This window comes from Nocardioides silvaticus, from assembly GCF_003160695.1.
GTDB lineage: Bacteria > Actinomycetota > Actinomycetes > Propionibacteriales > Nocardioidaceae > Nocardioides > Nocardioides silvaticus.
Map to the genome: position 1 here is coordinate 22,063 of NZ_QGDD01000006.1, position 20,053 is coordinate 42,115.

A 20,053-nucleotide genomic window follows, 5' to 3' on the forward strand; every position below is an offset into this window, starting at 1 on the left:
GACTATCCCGCCCGCCGTACGCTGACGGGATGGGTGAGGGAGAGCGGCCACACCATCGTCCGATCACGCGCACGGGGAGCTTCTTCGAGGGGTTCGCCGAGGGTGCCGACCCCGAGCTGTTGCAGGAGGCGGCCGACCGGGCCGCGATCCTGCTGGTGCGCGGCGCCCGCGCGAGCGACGACGCGGCCGTCGCCGACCGCCTGGTCCACCTCGCCGACACCGAGGGGATCGAGGCGATCGCCGAGGTCTGGTCGGGCTCGCCTCCCGACTCGCTGGCCGGCTGCCTGTGGCGCCTCTACCTGCTGCGGTCGTGGGTCTACGCCGATCCGGCGGCGGTGGCCCGCGAGTTCGAGGCCGGACGGTCCGCGGCCCAGGTCGCCCGGGTCGTCGCCGGGGTGGCCGACCCGCCCGGCCCCGACGAGCTGCGGGCGATGATCGACCAGGTCCTCGGCGGCATCGCCGCCGGTGACTTCGCCGACGTGCTCTTCCGCGCGGCGGCCTTCGCCCGGGTCGTCGCGACCGGTCGCGCCGCGCTTCCCGGGACCAGCCACGACGACGTACGACGGATGCTCGGCCTGGCCGAACAGCTCGAGTCGGCCGGACATGTGGAGCTGGCCCGCGGGTTGGGGTAGCGCCGTTACAATGGGACTACGAGTGCGCCGGGCTGTGGCAGCCCCGGGTCCCAAAATCAGCCGCCAAGAGCGGCCACGCGCCGTGAGGCGCTCCCGGTCCGGCGCACTCGACGACTTCGACCCGGCCGAGCGTGCCGCACCATCGTGCGCGACGCTGCCGGCCCGCCGTCCCCGCCGCTTAACCCTGTCGTGGTGGGCGCCTACCGCTCGGTAGGGTGGCCCGGGCACACGACCAGGGGAGACCACAACCGATGTTCAGCTTGGCGCGCTTGGACTGGCGCACGTACGCGGCCGTGGTCGTCGTCGCCATCAGCGTGGTCGTGGCGATGGTCCTCTACGCCGACAGCGAGGGCCCGCCGCAGAAGGGGGGCAACGGTTCTCCCACCAAGGCGCCGGGGATGGCGCGGCTGGTGTTCGCCGTGTGGGGCAACGAGGCCGAGGTCGACGCCTTCGAGGAGATCGTCGCCGCCTACAACCGTGAGTCCGAGGTCGTCGACGTGCACGTCGAGGCCTGGCCCGACCCCAACGCGATGCTCGCCGACATCCGGTCCGGCGAGGTCACCCCCGACCTCTACCTCCTGCCCCGCGACGAGCTGGCGGAGACCCTCGAGGCCGACCGCAACCGCCCGCTCCTCGACCTGCTCGACGCCCGCGGTGTGGCGTTCGGCGACGAGTTCCCGCGCGACGCGATCTCGGCGTTCTCCGCCGAGGACGACCTGCAGTGCATGCCGTACGCCGGCTCGCCGATGGTCATCTACTACAACACCGACCTGATCGACTTCGAGCGGATGGCAGCCCGGGAGCTACCCGTGCCGCCGGAGGACCGCGAGTACTGGACGCTCGAGATGTTCCGCGCGGCCGCGGAGTTCGCCAGCCGCCCGCGCAAGGAGTCCAAGGGCGTCTACATCGAGCCGACGCTGCAGGGCCTGGCGCCGTTCGTGTACGCCGGCGGCGGCGAGATGTTCGACGACGACGACGACCCGACGTCGCTCGCCCTGGCCGACGGCGAGTCCGCCGACGCGCTGCGCCAGACCCTCGAGGTGCTGCGCGACCCGACGATCACCCTCAGCAACCGCCAGCTGCGGTCGCAGACCGCCCTCGACTACTTCAAGGACGGCAAGCTCGGCATGGTGGCCGGCTTCCGCGACCTCACGCCCACGCTGCGCAACGTCCCCGGCCTCGCCTTCGACGTGATGCCGATGCCGGAGCTCGACGACGATGCCACGATCGGCGACCTGACCGGGGTGTGCGTGGCCGAGGGTCCGCAGGACCGGGTCGAGCAGTCGGCCGACTTCCTCGTCAACCTGCTCAGCGACGAGGCCGTGACGACGATGGCCGAGACCGGCTACGTGATGCCGACCAAGGTCGACGTCAACTTCTCCGACGCCTTCCTGCAACCGCACCTGCAGCCGGCCAACGCGCGGGTGTTCGTGAACGCGATCCGCTCGATCGTGCTGCCGCCGCTGCTGGAGGGCTGGCCCGAGCTGGAGGCGGCCGTCGACCCCGACCTCGAGCGGCTGCTCACCCAGCCGTTGCTGGAGGACCTCGAGGCCGACCTGGAGCTGATCGACGAGAAGTCGCGGGCCGTGCTCGACCCGGAGGACCCCGACGAGCCCGGGGAGACCGACGACCCCGGCGGCCCGGGTGAGACAGGGAGCCCGGACCCGAGCGACGGCGAGACCGGGGACGGCGGCTAGGTCAGTCGGCCTTCTCGGCCTTCTCGGCCTTCTCGATCTTCTCGGAGGCCCTGGCGGCCTTGGCCTTCTTCGCCTTCTTCTCGTCCTCGGCGTCGATGACCGCCCGCGCCAGCGCGGGAGCGGTCAGCCCGATCTGCCAACTGCGGGACCCGAGGGCGCCGAGCTGGTCGATCAGCCGCTCCAGCAACTCGACCGGCTCGCGGGTCGCGGGCGGCTCCCACATCACCCGCCGCAGGTGGTCGGGGGTGAGCAGGTTCTCGGCCGGCAGCTGGTGCTCCTCGGCAAGTGCGGCGACGGCCGCCCGGGCCAGCTCGAGACGGCGTGCCGCGACCGGGTTCTTCTCGGCCCACGCGCGCGGCGCCGGCGGGCCGTCGCCCCGCGGGGTGCGCGAGGGCAGGTCGGCCTCCGGCATCTCGGCCGCGGCCTTGATCGCCGCCAGCCAGACCGGCGCGAAGCGGGAGGCGCCGCGCCCGTGGAAGCCGGGCGTCGACATCATCGCGCCGCGGTTGGTCGGCATGGCGGTCGCCGCCGCGACGATCGCGGAGTCGGGGATCAGCCGGCCGGGCGTCACGTCGCGCTCGCGGGCGAGCTCGTCCCGCGCCTCCCAGAGCGCGCGGACGGCTCCGAGGGCTCGCCGGCCGCGGACCTTGTGCAGCCCGGAGGTACGACGCCAGGCCTCCACGCGCACCGTCGGCTCGAACGAGCGGAGGTTGTCGAACTCCTGGCGGGCCCAGTCGTCCTTGCCGGCTTCGACCAGCTGGTCGGCCAGCACGTTGCGCAGGTCGACGAGCACCTCGACGTCCAGCGCGGCGTACTCCAGCCACGGCTCGGGCAGGGGCCGGGTCGACCAGTCGACCGCGGAGTGCTCCTTCTTCATCCGCGCGCCGAGCAGCGTCTCGACCAAGGTCGCCAGCCCCACCCGCGGGTAGTTGAGCAGCCGCCCGGCCAGCTCGGTGTCGAAGAGCACCGCGGGGGTCAGGCCGACCTCCGCCAGGCACGGGAGGTCCTGGGTCGCCGCGTGCAGGATCCACTCGGACTCGCCGATCGCCTCCTGGAGCGGCGCGAGCGTCGACAGCGGGATCGGGTCGATGAGCGCGGTGCCGGCGCCCTCGCGTCGTACCTGGATCAGGTACGCCCGGTTGGAGTAGCGGTAGCCCGACGCCCGCTCGGCGTCGATCGCCACCGGGCCGCTGCCCTTCGCGAGCTCGGTCGTGTAGGCGCGCAGCTCCTCGTCGGTGTCGATGACCGGCGGGAGACCGTCGGCGAGGGTGAGCAGCGCGACCTCGGGCTCCGGCGCGCTCGCCTCCTCGGCTGCGTCGGGGTTGGGCTTGTCCGGCATCAGAGCGTGGCGCCCCGCTGTCCGCGACGCGAGGGCATCACCGCGACTCCGTCCGGCACCGGCTCCAGCCCACCGGCCGTGCAGAGCAGCTCGGCCCAGGCCTCGACGTGGGCGGCGAGGGCGGGTGCGTCGGTCGGCGTCCACGACGCACGGACCTCCAGCTGGGCGGACCCGCCGTCGCCCGCCATCGTTCCGTAGCTCTCCGTCGCCACCCGGGTCACCGTGCCCGACAGCGCCGTGTGGGCCGCCTCGTGGGCCGCGAGCGCCTCGGCCAGCCAGGTCCAGCCCACGTCGGTGAGCATCGGATCGGTGGCCAGCGCGTGGTCGATCTCGGCCCGGCAGTAGGCCACGCAGCGGAACGTGCCGTTCCACGCCTCGTTGCCCGCGGGGTCGTGGAGCAGCACGATCCGGCCGGTCGCGACCTCCTCGCCGTCCACCGTCACGTCGGCCGACATCGCCGTCGCGAACGGCGCGATCCGCTGTGGCGCCGGCATCTCCTCGCAGAAGATCTCGGGGCGCAGCACCGCCGCACGCATCGCTGCCACGGCAGCGGCGAACTCCGGGGGCTCCCCGGCCGCGCCGGACCCCTGGTGCGTCTCCTGGCGGGCGACCATGAATCCACCATAGGAGACATCGGCGGGATCGGACCTGAGCCACGCCGCCCCCGGGAGCCCGCCGATGTGCGCGGCGCCCGCCGACCTGAGACGCTGAGCCCGCTATGAGCGATCCTCACGACCTCAGCGACAGCGCCTTCCTCAAGGCCGTGCGCGGCGAGCCGGTGCCGCACACGCCGGTGTGGTTCATGCGGCAGGCGGGCCGCTCGCTGCCGGAGTACCTCGCCGTCCGCGAGGGCACCACCATGCTCGAGTCGTGCATGGACGCCGACCTGGTCACCGAGATCACCCTGCAGCCGGTACGGCGGTACGGCGTCGACGCGGCCATCTTCTTCTCCGACATCGTGTTGCCGCTCAAGGCGGTCGGTGTCGACATCGACATCAAGCCGGGGGTCGGCCCCGTCGTCGCCGACCCGGTGCGGACGCTCGCCGACGTCGAGGCGATCCCCGACCTGACTCCCGAGCACGTCCCGTTCATCACCCGGGCGGTGCAGAACCTGGTCGGGGAGCTGGGCGTGACCAACGGCGGCACCCCGCTCATCGGGTTCGCGGGCGCGCCGTTCACCGTGGCGTCGTACCTCGTCGAGGGCGGGCCGTCCAAGGAGCACGCGCGGACCAAGGCGCTCATGTTCGGCGCCCCGGACGTGTGGGACGCCCTGATGCGCAAGATCGCCGGGATCTCCGCGGCCTTCCTGGAGGTGCAGGTCGCCGCCGGCGCTTCGGCCGTCCAGCTGTTCGACTCGTGGGCCGGCGCGCTGACGCCCGCCGACTACCAGCAGTACGTGATGCCGCACTCCGCCGCGGTGCTGGCGCGGATCGGCGAGCTCGGCGTCCCGCGCATCCACTTCGGCGTCGGTACGACGAACCTGCTCGGCCTCATGGGCGAGGCCGGCGCCGACGTGGTCGGTGTCGACTGGCGCACGCCGCTCGCCTCGGCGATCCCGCTCGTCGGCGACAGGGCGGTCCAGGGGAACCTCGACCCCACCCTCGTCTTCGCGCCGACCGACGTGATGACCGCCCGCGCCGCCGAGGTCATCGAGGCCGGCCGGTCCGCCCGGGGCCACGTCTTCAACCTCGGCCACGGCGTCATCCCGTCGACCGACCCCGACCAGCTCGCGCGACTGACCGAGTTCGTCCAGTCCTACCCCTTGGACTGAGCCTTATTGGCGGATGCCTTCTTGGCAGTCGCCTTCTTCCCCGGTGCCTTCTTGGCGGTCGTCTTGTTGGTGGCGCCCTTCAGGGCGACCTCCAACCCGCTGCCGGACCCGGTCACCGTCAAGTAGCCCTGGGCCTGGAGGAGGGTCGACAGCTTGGGCTCACCGTAGAGCCGCGGGTCGAACGACGCGCTCGCCGAGCGTAGGTAGTTGCCGAGCGTGCTGACGCGGACCACACCGTCGTCCCCGGACGACGCGTTGATCGCTCGCGTCAGCAGGCTTTGCAGGTTGGGCAGGGGTGCCTGCTCCTCCGTCGGGTCGTCTGTCTGCGCCGTCGCCGGTTGGTCGCCGATCACCTCGAGATAGATGAACTGGTCGACCGCAGCCACCAGCGAGGCGGGGGTCTTGCGCATCCCGAGGCCGTAGACGGTCTTCCCCGACTCGCGGAGCCGGGTCGCCAGGCGCGTGAAGTCGCTGTCGCTCGACACCAGCGCGAACCCGTCGACGCTGCCGGTGTGGAGGATGTCCATCGCGTCGATGATGAGCGCGGAGTCGGTCGCGTTCTTGCCCACGGTGTAGGCGAACTGCTGGATCGGCACGATCGCGTGCTGGTTCAGCGCCGTCTTCCAGCCGTTGAGCTGTGGCGTCGTCCAGTCGCCGTACGCCCGCTTCACGGTGGCGACGCCATAGCTCGCCAGCTCGTCGAACAGGGCGGCGGCGTGCTTGGGCGAGGTGTTGTCGGCGTCGATCAGAACCGCGAGTCGAGCGTTGGAGTCGGCCATGCACGTCATCATGTCGTGCGGACGTCTGCCACGCTGGATCCGTGCGGGTGGTCGTGGTCGGCGGGGGCGTCAGCGGACTGACCGCTGCCCGCGACCTGGCCGAGACCGGCGTGGACGTGCTGGTGCTCGAGGCGACCGGCGAGGTCGGCGGCAAGCTGCGCCGCGGAGAGGTGTCCGGGACCGCCGTCGACGTCGGAGCCGAGGCGATGATCAACCGGCGGCCGGAAGGCGTCGCGCTCGCCACGGAGCTCGCGCTGCCGCTGACGCACCCCACGCCCGCCTCCTCGCGGATCTGGACCCGCGACGCGCTGCGGCCGCTGCCGCGCACGCTGATGGGGGCGCCGCTCGACCTGGACCAGCTCGAGCGGGCCGGGATCCTCTCGCCCGACGGCATGGCGCGGGCCCGCCGCCAGCTCGTCCAGCAGGTCACCGGCGACGAGTCGGTCGGCGAGGCGGTGGCCCAGCGGTTCGGCCCGGAGGTCGTCGACCGGCTGGTCGAGCCGCTGCTCGGTGGCGTCTACGCCGGGCAGGCACGGCAGATCTCGATCCGCTCGGCGGTGCCCCAGCTGGCTGACCTGCTCGGGCGGACGGAGTTCACGCTGCCCGTGCCGCCCCCGGACGCGCCCCCCGTCTTCGCTGCGGTCGACGGCGGCATGTGGCGGTTGGTCGCGGCCGCCGCGGACGACCTGCGGGCCCAGCCCGGGGTCGAGGTCCGGGTCGGCAGCCCGGTCACCGCGGTCCGTCGCACCGGCTACGGGTTCGTGGTCGCCACGGCGGGCGGCGACGAAGCCGCCGACGCGCTCGTGCTCGCCACGCCCGCGGCGCCGACCGCCCGGCTGCTCGGCGACCTCGCCCCGACGGCAGCCGCCGAGCTGGAGCGCATCGGCTACGCGTCCGTGGCCGTGGTGACCTTCGCCTTCGACGCCTCCGCCCCGGGTGTCGCCGAGGCGCTCGACGTGGGCGCCTCGGGCTTCCTGGTGCCCCCTGTCGACGGGCGCGCCGTGAAGGCGTCGACCTTCTCCTTCGCCAAGTGGGACTGGGTGCGGGAGGCCGCGGACGGCCTGCTGGTGCTGCGCACCTCGCTGGGCCGCTTCGGTGAGGAGGCCACCCTCCAGGTCCCCGACGACGAGCTCGTCCGCGCCTCGCTCACCGACCTCGCGGCCGCGACCGGCCTGACGGCCGCGCCGGTCGACGCGGTCGTCCAGCGGTGGGGTGCCGGGCTCCCGCAGTACTGGGTCGGGCACAGCGAAAGGATCGCCAGGATCCGCGCCGCTGTCGCCGCTGTGCCGGGGCTCGCGGTCTGCGGTGCGGCCTACGACGGCGTCGGCATCCCGGCCTGCATCGCCTCCGGGCACGCCGCTGCTGCCGCCCTGTCCCGGTAGGTCTGCCGTCCTGTCCCTGGGAGCCGGGACAGCCGGCCCGCGAACCTCAGGTCATCGCACCCGATCGTTCCCGAGAGGAAAGACCTCGATGACCACGCACGTCACCCACCCCGTCCGTTCGGACCTCCCGAACGGACCGGACCACCCGATCCCGGCCCCGGCCGCCTCCACCCGCTGGGCGCTCGCCGGTCTCGGCGCCGGCCTCACCGGCATCGGCGCGATCGTCGCCTCCCTGCAGGTGACCGTCAGCTACGAGCAGGAGGCCGACTGGTCGACCGAGAAGCTGCTCGAGGAGTTCAACAACCAGGTGCCGCAGATCCTGGCCTTCCACGTGCTGGCCGTGATCAGCGCGGCCCTGATGGTCGTCTTCGCCGCCGGGCTGTTCCGCCGGCTGCGGGCCACCGCCGGGCCGGACAGCCTGGTGCCCGCCGTCGCCGCGACCGGGGTGCTCGGCACCGCGCTGACCCTGTTCCTCGGCGCCGGCCTCGACACCGAGTTCGTGTTCGCGTTCGCCGACGACGAGGTGTTCGTCGACCCGTCCAACGCCTCGTTCTACGGCCACTGGATCGCGACCATCCCGTGGTGCTGGGGCCTGCTCGGCCTCTCCGGTCTCGCCCTGTTCGTGCTCTCCCGCAGCGGCGGCGTCGCGCGCTGGCTCGGCATCGTCGGCCTGGTCGGCGGCGGCATCACCCTGCTGGCCGGGATCTCTCCGCTGCAGTACATGGCGGGCTTCACCGGCCCGGTCGGTCTCACCGTCGTGGCGCTCGGCTTCCTGGTGGGCGACAAGGCCTTCCGCGGCCGGTGAGCCCGCGGTGACCCGCAAGGCGCGGCACGAGACCACAGCCGATCCGGCCCCGACGGGGCCGGATCGGCTGCACACTGTCCCGGTGCTGAGGGAGGACCGGGACGCGATCATGCGCACGGCGGGGGTGTTCGCGCTCCCGGTCGTGTGCTGCGTGCTGTTCGCCCTCGCGGTTGCCCTCGACGTCGCCGCACCCAGCACCGGCGCCGGGGTGCGCTACGCCGGCGACCCGGGTTGGCCGTTCGCGCTCAACGGCGTCATTCTCGCCGTCCTCGCCGTACCGATCCTGCGTGGCGACGACGCCCGGATGTTCGGGTGGCTGCTCGGGTTGCTGGGCCTGTTCTGGGTGCTCGACGGGCTCGCCCAGTCCTACATCCGCGCCGGGGTGACCGACGACCGTCTCTGGCCGAGCATGACCTTCGCCGTGTGGTTCCTCGAGCGGTTCGGGGTCTTCCTGCCGATCTCGATCATGGCGCTGGTGCTGGTGTTCCCCAACGGACGCCTGCTCCCGGGCCTCCCCGGCCTGCTCGGTCGGATCGCTCTCGGCATCGGCGCCGTCGGCGGCCTGGCGATCCTGGTGATGCCGCTGGAGCAGGAGCTCGCCGAGAACATGCGGTCGCTCCCGCCCGAGATCGACGTGGACCCGGTCACCATCAACGCCCTGACCGGCGTCGCCGACACTCTCCGGCCTGTCGTCCTCGGCGTCCTGCTCGCGGCCTTCGCGACCGCTCTCGCGCTGGTGATCATCCGCTACCGCCTGTCCACCGGGATCACCCGGGACCGGATGCGCTGGCTGGCCTGGAGCGCCGTCGTGATCGTGGCCTACCAGCTCACCGTCACGTTCGTCGTCGACGTGGAGGGCACCGACTACGCGTCGATCATCATCGCGATGGTGCTCCCCGGAGCGGCGATGACGGTCGCGATCGTGCGCCCGCAGCTCGTGTCGATCGAGGACCTGCTGGGTCGGACGATCGTCATCGCGGTGCTCCTAGCGGTCCTGGTCGCCGCCGACGCCGCCCTGCTGGCCCTGCTCACGCTGACTCTCGACGACGACCTCACCCAGGCCCAGGTGGTCGCGGTGGTGCTGGTCGTCGCGGTCGTCCTCTACGGACCGCTTCGGCAACGGCTGGCCTCGGCCGTCCGACGGCGGATGCTCGGCGAGCGGGGCAACCGGTACGACGCGCTGGCCGGCCTGTCGTCGACGCTCGAGAACACCGACGACGCGGCCGAGCAGCTGTCGGAAGTCGCCCGCGCCGTCGCGACCGCGTTCGGCGTCCGGTTCGTCAGCCTCGAGGTCGACTGGACCAACGGCGAGCGAGTGGTGACCACCCACGGCGAGCGGCCCGACGCTGTCCGCACCCTGCCGATCACCTACCGCGGGGCCGACATCGGCCGGCTGGTGCTGCCGGCCAAGGGTGTCCGCAGCCGGCTGACGGCGCGCGACGAGCAGCTGCTCGGCGACCTGGTCCGGCAGGCGGCGACGGCGGTCCGCACCAACCAGCTGGCCGAGGAGGTCCAGCAGAGCCGTGAGCGGCTGGTGACGGCTCGCGAGGAGGAACGCCGCCGGATCCGTCGCGACCTGCACGACGGGCTCGGCCCGTCGCTCAGCGGCATCGTCTTCCAGGTCGAGACCGCCCGGATGCAGATCGACACCGACCCCGACCAGGCCCGCCAGCGCCTGGCCGACGTGAGCGAGCACGTCCAGGCCGTCGTCGCCGACGTACGACGTCTCGTCCACGACCTCCGACCGCCGGCGCTCGACGACCGGGGGCTGGTCGGCGCCATCCAGCAGCAGGCCGACCGGCTGGAGGTGCCGCTGACGGTGGCTGCCCCCGACCTCGACGGCGGGCTCCCCGCGGCCGTGGAGGTCGCCGCCTACCGGATCGTCGGCGAGGCGCTCACCAACGTCGCCCGCCACGCCCGAGCCTCCGCGGCCAGCCTCACCCTCGACGTCGTCGACGACGTGCTCGAGGTCGAGCTCGCCGACGACGGCGTCGGGATCGAGCCGGACCGGCAGGCCGGGGTCGGCCTGGTCAGCGTCCGCGAGCGCGCCGCCGAGCTCGGTGGCCGCGCCGAGATCACCTGTCCCGCGGACGGCGGCACCGTCGTCCGTGCCCGCCTACCACTGAGGAGCAACGCGTGACCGCCCCGAGCCCGAGCAGCCCGGCCCTCCCGATCCGGGTCGTCGTGGTCGACGACCACCAGATCGTCCGCGACGGCCTGACCGCGTTGCTCTCGGCGCTCGACGGGGTGGAGGTCGTCGGGTCGGCGGCCGACGGCAGGGAGGCGTTGCACGTGGTGGCCGAGGCCACGCCCGACGTCGTCGTCATGGACATCCAGATGCCGCACCTCGACGGGATCGAGGCGACCCGGTTCCTCGTCGGTCGGCAGCCCTCGCTCCGGGTGCTGATGCTGACGATGAACGAGGACGACGACACCGTCCTCAGCGCGATCCGCGCCGGTGCGTGCGGCTACCTGCTCAAGGGCTCCGGCGCCGCGGAGGTGCACAACGCGATCCGCACCGCGGCCGGCGGCGGCCTCGTGTTCGGCGCGTCGATGGCCCAGCAGATCGGACTCCTCCTGACCGGGGCCGGCGCCCGGCCCGAGACCGACGAGCCCTTCCCCGACCTCACCGACCGGGAGCGCTCCGTGCTCCGGATGGTCGCCGCGGGGCGCTCCAACGACGACATCGCCGGCGAGCTCTACGTGTCCAACAAGACCGTCCGCAACACCGTCTCCGCGATCTACGCCAAGCTCGGCGTGACGGGACGGGCCGACGCGATCGTGAAGGCGCGGGAAGCGGGGTACGGACGGTCGGGTGGGTGAGGGTGACCCATCGGTCACTCTCACCCACCCGACCCCGCACAATGGAGGCATGAGCGACCCGCAGGCGGAGATCAAGTCCAACGCCGCCAAGATCAACGAGCTCAACGACACGATCCGCTTCACGATGTGGTCGGTCTTTCGGCTCGAGCGCACCTTCGGCCCGGACGACGTCGTCCGCAAGAGCGAGACCGACGAGGTCGAGGCCCTGCTGGCCGAGCTCGCCGCCGAGGACGTGGTCGTCCGCGGCGTCTACGACGTCGCCGGGCTCCGTGCCGACGCCGACGTGATGGTGTGGTGGCACGCCGCGACGAGCGACCAGCTGCAGGAGGCCTACCACCGCCTCCGTCGTACGGCGTTCGGCGCCCGGCTCGTCCCCGTCTGGTCGCAGATGGCCCTGCACCGGCCGGCGGAGTTCAACCGCAGCCACCTGCCGGCGTTCCTCGCCGACGAGCGAGCCCACGCCTACGTCGCGGTCTACCCCTTCGTCCGCTCCTACGAGTGGTACCTCCTCGAGGACGGCGAGCGCCGCCGGCTGCTGGCCGAGCACGGCCAGATGGCGCGCGACTACCCGGACGTGCGAGCCAACACGGTGCCGTCGTTCGCCCTCGGTGACTACGAGTGGATCCTCGCGTTCGAGGCCGACGACCTGACCCGGATCGTCGACCTGATGCGGCACCTGCGCGGGTCGGAGACCCGCCGCCACGTGCGCGAGGAGGTGCCGTTCTACACCGGAGCCCGGGTCGACGTCGCCGACCTCCTCGCCCGCCTTCCTTGAACGGCCACCGACCGCCGTCCCGGAGGTGAGGGTTGTGCTCGTGTCTCGGGGTCGAGGTCACCTCGGGACCGCGCATCCCGATGCCGTCCGACGGGCGAAGGACTCAGCGAACCTTTACCTCGCCGCGGCGTGCGGCCTACCCCCGCTGGGTAGCCTCGAGGCATGACCTACAACGTGGAGAAGACCGACGAGGAGTGGAAGGCCGAGCTCACTCCCGAGGAGTACGCCGTGCTCCGCCAGGCCGGCACCGAGCGCGCGTTCAAGGGCGAGTACACCGACACCGAGACCAAGGGCGTCTACCGCTGCAAGGCGTGCCAGGCCAAGCTCTTCGAGTCCGACACCAAGTTCCACTCCGGCTGCGGCTGGCCGAGCTTCTACCAGCCGATCAGCGACACCATCGAATACCTCGAGGACGACTCGCACGGCATGAAGCGCACCGAGGTCCGCTGCGCCAACTGCGGGTCGCACCTCGGCCACGTCTTCCCCGACGGCTACGGCACCCCGACCGGTGACCGCTACTGCATCAACTCGATCAGCCTCACCCTCGAGCCGGCGGACGGCGCCTGAGAGTCGCGGTCGCCCGTGTCAGCGGGATTTCCCTGAGGCGGGCGACGGCCAAGGGACTTACGGTGTCGTCATGAGCCCCATCTCGATGCGCACCACCGCGATCTCCGCTCTCGCCGCCGTTGCTGCGGCGGGCGCACTGCTGCTTCCCGCGAGCCCCGCCGCCGCCGCTCCTCCGGTCGACGGCAACATCGGCTCGTTCGGCTACGGCAAGACCAACCAGGCCGGCTGCACCGACCACCCCGGCCCGATCAACAAGAACCGGACGTTCACGTCGGCGACCGGGAAGCGCGCGGCGAAGGTGGAGCGGAGCTTCCGCGCCGAGGAGAGCGGCACCGTCAGCGCCCGCGGCCGGGTCGAGAACCGCAGCACGGCGGTCGCAGACGCGGACAACGGCGCGTTCGACACGGTCCGGTTCACCGCCCGCCAGCTGGTGCGGGTCAACGACACGAACGCCGGACTCGACTGCAAGCTCGGCGTGCTCGCCGACACCCAGTCCGGCGCCGACCTGAAGGTCAACCGCAACGGGCGCGTCCGCATCGAGTGGGACCGCGGCCGCGCCGGTCAGATCGAGCAGATCCTGGTGTCCCGCAACGGCAACCCGGTGGTCGACAAGATCCGTCCGTCGCGCCACGGCGGGACGACCTTCAACGTCACCCCGGGGACCTATCTGGTGTTCGTCCAGTTCCAGACACGGGTGAACGAGACCGACATCCCGGCCGGCACCCAGCTCACGAAGCGAGCGAGGTTCCAGGTCGAGCTCGACTACCGCCGTCGCTGAGGCCGACCAGCCGGTCAGCCCTCGCAGCCGCGGCGCCGCTCGGCCTCGCACACGTCGACGCCCGCCTCGCCGTACGCCGAGTCGGTGCCGGGCCCGCCGACGAGGAGGTCGTCACCCGGCGTCCCCCTGAGCAGGTCGTTGCCCCGGCCGCCCCGGATGGCGGCCGACGGCGTCGCGCAGACGGCGGAACCCGCCGGGTGCACCACCAGGACGTCCCCGCCGCCGTTGCCGCGCACGTCCGCGGTGCAGGCGACCGCGGTGACGGAGTTGAAGCCGGCATCGCCGACCACCGTGAGCTCCTCCAACCGGCGGCGGAACAGGCTCAGCGACTGGAACCCGGCGGCGGTCCCGGCCGCGGCTCCGTCCACGGTCACCGCCCCCGTGCCGAGGTCGAACCCGGCCGAGGTGCAGCCCGGGCAGTCGGTGAGGAGGAAGTCCCGGCCGGGTCCGCCTTCGACGTCGACGCCCGCGTGCAACCCGTTGGCGAAGTAGTCGTCGGTGCCCGGGCCGAGGTCGGCGGCGACCGTGCCGGCGTACGGCGAGCCGATCTTGAGGACGTCCTCGTCGCCCTCACCGCTGACCACCTTGTGGTCCTCGGCCGTGCCGGAGAAGACGAGCACCCGGTCGGGTGCGTCGCCGCCGACGTAGGTGTCGTCGCCCGAGCTGCCGGTCTCGTGCAGCACTCCCAGGTAGGTACGGAGCCCCCAGCCGTCGTACCTCGTGCTGTCGACGAGGTCGTCACCGGCACCCGGGACCACGGTGACCCGGTGGGGCGCGTCGCGGGTCACGCAGATGACGTCGTCGCCGTCCCTGGTCTCGACCCGACGGGCGCCGTTGGTCACGACGACGTCCGCTCCTGGGCTGGTGGTGAGGTCCTCTCCGAGGGTGCCGACGTGGGTCGCCGACTGGCCACGACAGGTCGGCTCGCCGGCGGCGGCCGGGGACGAGGTGAGGGGGACGGCGGTGAGGGCGGCGAGCACGGTCGCCGCAGCAAGGATCGGTTTCACGTCTCCACTGACGCACGGTGCGGCCGGTTTGTTGTGACGAGTTTTCGTCGGCGACGCCGGTTAGGGTCGATGCCATGGCGAAGTCGGTGGCGGCGGAGGTCGAGGCCGGAGGACGCAGCGTGCGGATCTCCAGCGCCGACAGGGTGGTCTACGAGGCGACCGACAAGACGCCGGAGGTCACCAAGCTGATGGTGGCGGAGTACGTCGTCAGCGTGGCCGACGGGCTGATGCGCGCGCTGCAGGACCGGCCGACCGCGTTGGAGCGGTGGCCGAACGGCGTACGCGAGGGCTTCAAGCTCGCCACCGGTCCCTGGGACAAGGACGCCGAGGCGTTCTACCAGAAGCGGGTGCCGAAGGGGGCGCCCGACTACCTCGAGTCGGTGCAGATCACCTTCCCGTCCGGCCGCACCGCCGACGAGATCTGCCCGACCGAGATCGCCGTGCCGGTGTGGTGCGCGCAGATGGGTGCCCTCACCTTCCACCCCTGGCCGGTGCGCCGCGACGACGTCGACCACCCCGACGAGCTGCGGATCGACCTCGACCCCCAGCCCGGCACCACGTTCGCCGACGCCGTCCGCGTCGCCGGTGTGGCGCGCGAGACCCTCGAGGAGCTCGGGATCCGCGGCTACCCGAAGACGTCCGGCAACCGCGGCATCCACATCTACGTGCGCATCGAGCCACGGTGGACGTTCGAGGACGTCCGGCACGCCGCGATCGGGTTCGGGCGCGAGCTCGAGCGGCGCGACAAGGGGGTCACCACGGCCTGGTGGAAGGAGGAGCGGGGGGAGCGCATCTTCGTCGACTACAACCAGAACAACCGCGACCGCACGATCGCGTCGGCGTACTCCCTGCGCCCGATCCCGGGGGCGCCGGTCTCCACGCCGATGACGTGGGAGGAGATCGCGGAGGTGAAGGACCCCCGCGACCACAACCTCTTCACCGTCCCCGACCGGATGGCCGACGGCGACCCGTGGGCGACCATCGACGACGAGGCGTTCTCGCTCGAGCCGCTGCTCGAGCTGTGGGAGGAGCTGCCCGGCGGGGAGCTCAACTTCCCGCCCGACTACCCGAAGATGCCGGGGGAGCCGCCGCGGGTGCAGCCGAGCAAGAAGGTCGCCGAGCACTGGGACGACGAGGGCAACTACATCGGGCCGGACCGTGGCTGAGGACGACCGGGTGTCGCGCAACGTCGAGGAGCCGCCCAAGACCGGTCCGGCCGGCGCCCCGCGGTGGGCCGACTACCTCGACTGGGTCCGCGGCGAGATGATCCGCGGCGTGCTCGACCTGACGCCCGAGCAGCAACGCACCGCCAGGGTGCCGTCGGGCTGGACCCCGCTCGAGCTGCTCAGCCACGCGCTGCACATGGAGCAGCGCTGGTTCGTCTGGGGCTTCCTCGGCGAGCCGGTCGAGGAGCCGTTCGGCGACTGGGACGTCGACAACCCCGGCGAGGACACCCCTGACGCCCGCTGGCAGGTCCCGGCGGACGCGACCGCCGAGTCCTACGCCGAGCGACTCGAGGCGATCGGTGAGCGCACTCGTGAGGTGCTCGCGTCGTACCCGCTCGACGCGCGGGGCGCCGTCGGCGGCCGGTTCACCTCCGACCCACCCACCCTGGAGTGGATCTGCTTCCACGTGCTGGCCGAGTACGCCCGGCACGCCGGGCACCTGGACATCGTCGTCGAGCTGGGTAGGTCGGGGGACTGAATCGGCCGGACGGTCGGCCGCCGGGGGGCGCGGAATACCCGGTCGACCGGGTATTCCACGGGTTGTCAGCCTCTGCAAGGGCTGACAAGGCAGGGGAAAGGCTGACAACCCTGAGGCGCGCCGGGGGGCGGGCGTGCCCGGTCAGACTCCCGTGACCCCTTCACCCCCACCGGCCTGCTCGTCGAAGGTCTCGTGCTCGAGCAGGTGCAGGACAGGGACGCCGAGCTTGCGGCGGGCGCGGGAGGTCCAGTCGACGTGGAAGAACTCGGCGACGACGTGGGGGCGGGTGAGGACGATCGCCTCGCGGCCGTCGACCTCGCCCACCTTGGCGGCGAGGGCGTCGACGGGCGGGTTGCTGACCACGGCGGCGCTGCCGACCTCGGCGCCGGCGGCGCGGAGGGCGTCGGTGGTCGCGGCGAGGTCGTGGGTGGCCTGGTCCTTCTGCTCCTCGCGCAGCGCGGCCAGCTCGTCGGGGCTGGGCGTCATCGGGGGTGCGAGCAGGTCGGCTCCGCCGATCGCTCCGAGCGACGCCTCGACGGCCGCGGCGGCGTCCACCAGGGGGAGCAGCACGTGGTAGACGACTTGAGCGTCGAAGTCGGCGTGCAGGGATCGCACCTGGGCCGCGTCCGCGGCGGTCAGGGGCTGCTCGACGAGCAGGACGACGTCGTACCTCTCGGGTGCGGGCTCCATGCCCTCCAGACTATCCGCCGAGGACGTCGGACAGGTCGTAGGAAACGGGCTGCTCGAGCTGTTCGTAGCCGCATGACTCGGGGTCGCGGTCGTCGCGCCAGCGCTTGAAGTGCGCGGTGTGCCGGAAGCGGCGTCCCTCCATCGCGTCGTACTTCACCTCGAGCACGCGCTCCGGGCGTAGCGGCACGAACGAGAGGTCCTTGCCCGCGCTCCACCGGCTCTGGGTGCCGGGCTGGCGGCCGGGGTTGGCGACGAGGAACTCCTGCCAGCGACCCCACGGGTGCTCCTCGATGGGTACGACGAGCGCCTGCATCTCCTGCCACAGCTCGGCGCGGCGGGCCTCGGTGAAGCTGGCGCTGACGCCGACGTGCTGGAGCTCGCCGCCGTCGTACATGCCGAGCAGGAGGCTGCCGAGGAGCGGCCGCTCGGGCGTGCTGGTCTTGTGCTCGCGCATGCCCGCGACCACGACGTCGGCGGTGCGCTCGTGCTTGATCTTGAGCATGGTCCGGGCGTTGGGCTGGTACGGCGCGCCCAGCGGCTTCGCCACCACGCCGTCCAGGCCCGCGCCCTCGAACTGGTGGAACCACTCCTCAGCGACCGCCGGGTCGGTGCTGGTGCGGGTCAGGTGGCAGGTACCGTCGGGCGGCAGGTCGGCCAGGGCCGCCGTGAGTGCCTCCCGCCGCTCGGAGAACGGGCGGTCCATGAACGACTCGTCGTCGAGCGCGAGCAGGTCGAAGGCGACATAGCTGGCGGGGGTCTTCTCCGCGAGCATGGTGATCCGGCTCTCGGCCGGGTGGATCCGCTCCTGGAGGACCTCGAACTGCAGCCGGTCGCGCCCGTCGGTGGGCAGCGCCACGAAGATCTCGCCGTCGAGCACGCACCGTGCGGGCAGCTGCTCGCGCGCGGCGACGACGAGCTCGGGGAAGTAGCGGGTCAGCGGCTTGGTGTTGCGGCTGGCCAGCTCGACCTCGTCGCCGTCCTTGAACAGGAGGCACCGGAAGCCGTCCCACTTGGGCTCGAAGCTGAGGCCTCCGAACTTCTCCGGATCGGGCACGCCCTTCACCGCCTTGGCGAGCATCGGCTGGACGGGCGGCATCACGGGCAGGTCCACGGTTCTGGAGACTAGTCCGGCGTCACCAACTCATCGGGCCGCGTCGGGAGGACGTTCGCGACGTAGTCGCGTGCCGACTCGAAGATGTCCACCTCGTGACCGGCCTTCTCCGACAGGAACCACCGGTGCACCAGCACCTCGTGGAAGAACTCGGCGGGCTCGAGCTTGCCGCGCTGGTCGGCGGGCATCAGCCGCACCAACGGTTCGTAGACGGTCGTCAGCCACTGGTTGGCGACGAGCGAGCGGTCCTCGCGCCCGAGGTCGTGGTGGGCGGTGTAGGCCGCGAGGTCGTTGAGGAGGCGGCGGGCCTGGTCGTTCTCGACGCCGAGCCCGGTCAGCGCCTGGAGCTCGCGCGAGTGGTGGCCGGCCTCGACCACCTTCGGCTGGATGCGGACGACGTCGCCGCCGAGGTCGGTCACGATGTCGAGCTCGTCGACGTCGAACCCGAGCTCGTTGAGCCGCTCGATCCGCTGCTCGATGCGCCACATCTCGTCGGTGCCGAACTCCTCGGCCTCGGTGAGCTCGCGCCACAGCGCGTCGTACCGCTCTGCGAGGAGGTCCACGATGTCGTGCGCCTGGACCCCGGGGTCGAGCTCCTCGCCCGCCTGGAGGTCGAGCAGCTCGGCGAAGACGTTCTCGCCGGCGACGGTGAGGTCGTGCTCGCGCATCCGGTCGGACAGCGTCTCCTTCAGCTCCCCGGTCTCGGCGTCGACGAGGTAGGCCGCGAACCCGCCCGCGTTCCGACGGAACAGCACGTTGGACAGCGACACGTCGCCCCAGTAGAAGCCGGTCAGGTGCAGCCGCACCAGCAGGACGACGAGGGCGTCGACCAGCTGGGGCAGGTTGTCGGCGCTGAGGCCGTGACGGAACAGGCTCCGGTAGGGGAGCGAGAAGCTGAGGTGCTCCGTCACCAGGACCGCGGGCAGGTCCTCCCCGGCTGCGTCGGTGCGGCCGGTCACGACCGCCTTCGGGGTGACCGTGGGCAGGTCGAGCCGCCTCAGGTCGCGCAGCACCCGGTACTCCCGCAGCGCGATCTCCGGCTGGGTCTCCTTCACCGCGAGGGTCTGCTGCCCGATGCGGACGATGCGCACCACGTGCCGGGAGAGCCCACGCGGAAGGGGTACGACGTGCTCGTCGGTCCAGTCCTCCAGCGGGGTCGACCAGGGGAGGGTCAGCAGGGCCGTCTTCTCGGCCGGCCCGACCCGGCTGGCGACCACGTGCAGCGCCATGAGCGGGACCCTACGCGGTCACGGCTCCAACAGCACCGCGCCCTTGCCGCCCTGCTCGCCGGCCACGTCGCCGGGGTTCATCAGCGCACAGCTCTTCAGGCTGAGACAGCCGCAGCCGATGCAGCTGTCGAGCCGCTGCTGGAGCAGCCGGATCCGTCGTACCTGCTCCTCGAGGCGCGGCTTCCAGTCCCGGCTGATCCGGTGCCAGTCGGCTTTCGTCGGCGTCCGGTTGTCCGGCAGCGTCGACAGCGCCTCGGCCACCTCCTCCAGCGTCAGCCCGACCCGTTGCGCCGCCCGGATGAACGACACCCGCCGCAGCGTCGACTGCTCGTAGCGCCGCTGGTTCCCGGTCGTGCGGGTCGAGTGCACCAGGCCCTTGTCCTCGTAGAACCGGATCGCGCTCGTCGCCACGCCCGCCCGCTCCGCGAGCTGCCCGATGGTCAGCAGGGTCATGCGCAGATCGTGCCTGCCACGGCGTCAAAGTTCAAGCGAAGTTGAAGTCCGCTCGCGCGACCGGGGCGGTTGAACCGGGCCGGGATCAGTACGACTGCCCGCTGGCGTAACGCTCTCGACGGAAGTGCCGTCCTTTGCCCCGGTTCCTGCTCTTGTAGGTCGGCAGCTGCGAGTCGCAGTTGGGACAGATCATGCGGAGGTTCTCCCGGCGGTTGTTCGAAGCGTCTGCGTCGATGTGATCGGGGATCAGGACGAGAGGCTGCCCGTTCCACTCCTCGACGATCCCGCAGATAGCGCAGCATCCGTCCTGCTCGTCCAAGAGGTGCCGACGCACGTAGTGGGCCGCCTTGCTGCCGACCGAAGCAACGCCCGACTTCAGCCATTCCGCGGTTCTCCCTGCTCGGGTGGAGGAGTGCTGGCAGTCGACGCTGCAGTAGACCTTCTGGCTCCGCTTCGTCAGTTCGCGGCCGCAGCCGCGACATTGCTTCATGAGCCGACGCTAGGGAGTAAT

General features: G+C 72.0%; 21 protein-coding genes. 12 read left to right on the forward strand and 9 right to left on the reverse strand.

The annotated features are described in order from the left end of the window. The first annotated feature begins 29 nt into the window (after nucleotides 1-29). Nucleotides 30-632: a hypothetical protein gene (locus DJ010_RS13500; RefSeq protein ID WP_170124648.1), complete on the forward strand. Its 603-nt coding sequence runs from the start codon at nucleotides 30-32 to the stop codon at nucleotides 630-632. Between the two features lie 269 nt (nucleotides 633-901). After that, a complete protein-coding gene (locus DJ010_RS13505) occupies nucleotides 902-2,329 on the forward strand; it encodes an extracellular solute-binding protein (protein WP_158283020.1) in 1,428 nt (475 codons plus the stop codon). A 1-nt stretch (nucleotide 2,330) separates the two neighbouring features. Here DJ010_RS13505 and DJ010_RS13510 read toward each other — a convergent pair whose 3' ends face one another. Together DJ010_RS13510 and DJ010_RS13515 are read right to left on the reverse strand one after the other, a co-directional pair. Then, nucleotides 2,331-3,668, reverse strand: a complete 1,338-nt coding sequence (locus DJ010_RS13510) for an HRDC domain-containing protein (RefSeq protein ID WP_109694618.1) — start codon at nucleotides 3,666-3,668, stop codon at nucleotides 2,331-2,333. Further along, a complete protein-coding gene (locus DJ010_RS13515) occupies nucleotides 3,668-4,282 on the reverse strand; it encodes a DUF3000 domain-containing protein (protein WP_109694620.1) in 615 nt (204 codons plus the stop codon). Before DJ010_RS13515 ends, DJ010_RS13510 begins: the two co-directional genes overlap by 1 nt. Before the next feature lie 104 nt (nucleotides 4,283-4,386). Between DJ010_RS13515 and hemE the strand changes: the two genes are divergently transcribed. Beyond that, nucleotides 4,387-5,439: a uroporphyrinogen decarboxylase gene (gene hemE, locus DJ010_RS13520; protein ID WP_109694622.1), complete on the forward strand. Its 1,053-nt coding sequence runs from the start codon at nucleotides 4,387-4,389 to the stop codon at nucleotides 5,437-5,439. Here the strand turns inward: hemE and DJ010_RS13525 are convergent. After that, nucleotides 5,424-6,218 carry an NYN domain-containing protein gene (locus tag DJ010_RS13525; RefSeq protein WP_109694624.1) on the reverse strand — a complete coding sequence of 265 codons (795 nt, stop codon included), beginning with the start codon at nucleotides 6,216-6,218 and terminating at the stop codon, nucleotides 5,424-5,426. The genes hemE and DJ010_RS13525 overlap by 16 nt on opposite strands. 41 nt (nucleotides 6,219-6,259) lie before the next feature. On the opposite strand from DJ010_RS13525, the gene DJ010_RS13530 reads away from it, so the two are divergent. The 7 genes from DJ010_RS13530 to DJ010_RS13560 all read left to right on the forward strand — a co-directional run bounded on the left by DJ010_RS13530 (nucleotide 6,260) and on the right by DJ010_RS13560 (nucleotide 13,348). After that, nucleotides 6,260-7,600 carry a protoporphyrinogen/coproporphyrinogen oxidase gene (locus DJ010_RS13530; protein ID WP_109694626.1) on the forward strand — a complete coding sequence of 447 codons (1,341 nt, stop codon included), beginning with the start codon at nucleotides 6,260-6,262 and terminating at the stop codon, nucleotides 7,598-7,600. Nucleotides 7,601-7,688: 88 nt separating this feature from the next. Further along, the gene (locus tag DJ010_RS13535) at nucleotides 7,689-8,405 is read left to right on the forward strand and encodes a hypothetical protein (RefSeq protein ID WP_211318790.1); all 717 of its coding nucleotides are present in this window, start codon (nucleotides 7,689-7,691) and stop codon (nucleotides 8,403-8,405) included. An 82-nt stretch (nucleotides 8,406-8,487) separates the two neighbouring features. Next, nucleotides 8,488-10,545 (forward strand): sensor histidine kinase, encoded by a 2,058-nt coding sequence (locus DJ010_RS13540; RefSeq protein ID WP_146207351.1) that lies wholly within the window; start codon nucleotides 8,488-8,490, stop codon nucleotides 10,543-10,545. Further along, nucleotides 10,542-11,228, forward strand: a complete 687-nt coding sequence (locus tag DJ010_RS13545; protein WP_109694629.1) for a response regulator transcription factor — start codon at nucleotides 10,542-10,544, stop codon at nucleotides 11,226-11,228. Before DJ010_RS13540 ends, DJ010_RS13545 begins: the two co-directional genes overlap by 4 nt. 49 nt (nucleotides 11,229-11,277) lie before the next feature. Further along, a complete protein-coding gene (gene hemQ, locus DJ010_RS13550) occupies nucleotides 11,278-12,003 on the forward strand; it encodes a hydrogen peroxide-dependent heme synthase (protein WP_109694631.1) in 726 nt (241 codons plus the stop codon). Nucleotides 12,004-12,165: 162 nt separating this feature from the next. After that, nucleotides 12,166-12,570: a peptide-methionine (R)-S-oxide reductase MsrB gene (msrB, locus tag DJ010_RS13555; RefSeq protein WP_109694633.1), complete on the forward strand. Its 405-nt coding sequence runs from the start codon at nucleotides 12,166-12,168 to the stop codon at nucleotides 12,568-12,570. A 70-nt stretch (nucleotides 12,571-12,640) separates the two neighbouring features. Next, nucleotides 12,641-13,348 (forward strand): hypothetical protein, encoded by a 708-nt coding sequence (locus DJ010_RS13560; protein ID WP_109694635.1) that lies wholly within the window; start codon nucleotides 12,641-12,643, stop codon nucleotides 13,346-13,348. Between the two features lie 14 nt (nucleotides 13,349-13,362). On the opposite strand, the gene DJ010_RS13565 is transcribed toward DJ010_RS13560, so the two are convergent. After that, the gene (locus DJ010_RS13565; RefSeq protein WP_146207352.1) at nucleotides 13,363-14,355 is read right to left on the reverse strand and encodes a hypothetical protein; all 993 of its coding nucleotides are present in this window, start codon (nucleotides 14,353-14,355) and stop codon (nucleotides 13,363-13,365) included. A 74-nt stretch (nucleotides 14,356-14,429) separates the two neighbouring features. Between DJ010_RS13565 and DJ010_RS13570 the strand changes: the two genes are divergently transcribed. Continuing rightward, entirely contained in the window at nucleotides 14,430-15,521 is a 1,092-nt protein-coding gene (locus DJ010_RS13570; protein WP_109694639.1) for a DNA polymerase domain-containing protein, read from the forward strand. After that, on the forward strand, nucleotides 15,514-16,059 hold the full coding sequence (locus DJ010_RS13575) for a mycothiol transferase (RefSeq protein WP_245927550.1): 546 nt from the start codon (nucleotides 15,514-15,516) through the stop codon (nucleotides 16,057-16,059). The genes DJ010_RS13570 and DJ010_RS13575 overlap by 8 nt, the downstream gene beginning before the upstream one ends. A 141-nt stretch (nucleotides 16,060-16,200) precedes the next feature. On the opposite strand, the gene DJ010_RS13580 is transcribed toward DJ010_RS13575, so the two are convergent. The 5 genes from DJ010_RS13580 to DJ010_RS13600 form a co-directional block, all read right to left on the reverse strand. Beyond that, complete coding sequence (locus DJ010_RS13580; RefSeq protein WP_109694641.1) at nucleotides 16,201-16,749, reverse strand: hypothetical protein; 549 nt, start codon at nucleotides 16,747-16,749, stop codon at nucleotides 16,201-16,203. A gap of 10 nt (nucleotides 16,750-16,759) precedes the next feature. After that, a complete protein-coding gene (locus DJ010_RS13585; RefSeq protein WP_170124649.1) occupies nucleotides 16,760-17,860 on the reverse strand; it encodes an ATP-dependent DNA ligase in 1,101 nt (366 codons plus the stop codon). Between the two features lie 11 nt (nucleotides 17,861-17,871). Next, nucleotides 17,872-19,089 (reverse strand): DUF4032 domain-containing protein, encoded by a 1,218-nt coding sequence (locus DJ010_RS13590; RefSeq protein ID WP_109694642.1) that lies wholly within the window; start codon nucleotides 19,087-19,089, stop codon nucleotides 17,872-17,874. A gap of 18 nt (nucleotides 19,090-19,107) precedes the next feature. Next, nucleotides 19,108-19,542 (reverse strand): redox-sensitive transcriptional activator SoxR, encoded by a 435-nt coding sequence (soxR, locus tag DJ010_RS13595; RefSeq protein ID WP_109694644.1) that lies wholly within the window; start codon nucleotides 19,540-19,542, stop codon nucleotides 19,108-19,110. 85 nt (nucleotides 19,543-19,627) lie between these two features. After that, nucleotides 19,628-20,032, reverse strand: a complete 405-nt coding sequence (locus DJ010_RS13600; protein ID WP_109694647.1) for an HNH endonuclease — start codon at nucleotides 20,030-20,032, stop codon at nucleotides 19,628-19,630. Nucleotides 20,033-20,053 lie beyond the last annotated feature (21 nt).

Bases quoted from the DNA above. Each gene is read 5' to 3' on its own strand.
- DJ010_RS13515 (WP_109694620.1), bottom strand. From the start codon at position 4,282: ATGGTCGCCCGCCAGGAGACGCACCAGGGGTCCGGCGCGGCCGGGGAG.
- soxR (WP_109694644.1), bottom strand. From the start codon at position 19,542: ATGACCCTGCTGACCATCGGGCAGCTCGCGGAGCGGGCGGGCGTGGCG.
- hemE (WP_109694622.1), top strand. From the start codon at position 4,387: ATGAGCGATCCTCACGACCTCAGCGACAGCGCCTTCCTCAAGGCCGTG.
- msrB (WP_109694633.1), top strand. From the start codon at position 12,166: ATGACCTACAACGTGGAGAAGACCGACGAGGAGTGGAAGGCCGAGCTC.
- DJ010_RS13600 (WP_109694647.1), bottom strand. From the start codon at position 20,032: ATGAAGCAATGTCGCGGCTGCGGCCGCGAACTGACGAAGCGGAGCCAG.
- DJ010_RS13500 (WP_170124648.1), top strand. From the start codon at position 30: ATGGGTGAGGGAGAGCGGCCACACCATCGTCCGATCACGCGCACGGGG.
- DJ010_RS13510 (WP_109694618.1), bottom strand. From the start codon at position 3,668: ATGCCGGACAAGCCCAACCCCGACGCAGCCGAGGAGGCGAGCGCGCCG.
- hemQ (WP_109694631.1), top strand. From the start codon at position 11,278: ATGAGCGACCCGCAGGCGGAGATCAAGTCCAACGCCGCCAAGATCAAC.
- DJ010_RS13580 (WP_109694641.1), bottom strand. From the start codon at position 16,749: ATGGAGCCCGCACCCGAGAGGTACGACGTCGTCCTGCTCGTCGAGCAG.
- DJ010_RS13570 (WP_109694639.1), top strand. From the start codon at position 14,430: ATGGCGAAGTCGGTGGCGGCGGAGGTCGAGGCCGGAGGACGCAGCGTG.
- DJ010_RS13525 (WP_109694624.1), bottom strand. From the start codon at position 6,218: ATGGCCGACTCCAACGCTCGACTCGCGGTTCTGATCGACGCCGACAAC.
- DJ010_RS13535 (WP_211318790.1), top strand. From the start codon at position 7,689: ATGACCACGCACGTCACCCACCCCGTCCGTTCGGACCTCCCGAACGGA.
- DJ010_RS13590 (WP_109694642.1), bottom strand. From the start codon at position 19,089: ATGGCGCTGCACGTGGTCGCCAGCCGGGTCGGGCCGGCCGAGAAGACG.
- DJ010_RS13560 (WP_109694635.1), top strand. From the start codon at position 12,641: ATGAGCCCCATCTCGATGCGCACCACCGCGATCTCCGCTCTCGCCGCC.